This is a genomic window from Bacillus sp. LR--39 (genome assembly GCF_053613335.1).
In genome coordinates, this window is record NZ_JBSIOT010000919.1 from 1 (window position 1) to 695 (window position 695).

Below are 695 nucleotides of genomic sequence, written 5' to 3' on the forward strand. Positions count from 1 at the left end.
AAAAATCGGTGGCAATGACTTGTTCAGTCATCGCGCCCATGCCTGTCATGTTTTGGATGAATTCGTTCATACGGTTTCACCTCTCACTGACAATAGACCTTGTAAATGCTCGATCTGATGCTTTGTTTGGGATGCATCACGCTCCAAGATGTCGCGAAGCTCTTGATCCTGAACCATTCCCGTCATTGTTGATGACTTTGTCAGACAAAGGTTTTTAAACATTAACAGCTCATGCAGCTCCAATGTTTCATGGATCGCATTATTCAATCGCAAACATTCCTTTCAAATTTGTTATTGTGTGAAGGACACATCTTTAGTATCAAAATTCGTTAGCGGGATTATTCGGTTTGTTATTTTACAATAAATCACATAATGATGTCAGACTTTTCGGACGCGAAAGAATTTGGTCAAGAGCCATGTTCCTTGCGGAAAACTGAGTGTGAGCTGCCAGACGCCGCCGCCGTCAAGTCCGTATTCGGTGATCAGCTGCAGTTTTTTTCCGATGCTGCGTGCGTCTTCAAACCATACGACATGCCGTCTGCCCTGTTCATCGGTGTATCTGAAAAAAGGGGACTCAGAATTTGTATCATATTGAATCGGTGCCTGGTGCTTCATGGCGAGCTGAACGGCGTCTTGGTTGGCGATTCCGGGGTATACGGCACCGGGCTGATAGGGCAGGGTCCAGTTATAGCCGT

Annotated in this window: 1 protein-coding gene and 1 pseudogene; both read right to left on the reverse strand. The window is 45.6% G+C overall.

Annotation, left to right across the window (positions count from 1 at the left end):
- Positions 1-66: 66 nt before the first annotated feature.
- On the reverse strand, positions 67-267 hold the full coding sequence (locus tag ACWHAR_RS27470) for a hypothetical protein (RefSeq protein ID WP_003182022.1): 201 nt from the start codon (positions 265-267) through the stop codon (positions 67-69).
- A gap of 111 nt (positions 268-378) precedes the next feature.
- Positions 379-695, reverse strand: a pseudogene (locus tag ACWHAR_RS27475) (sporulation protein); the annotation flags it as partial.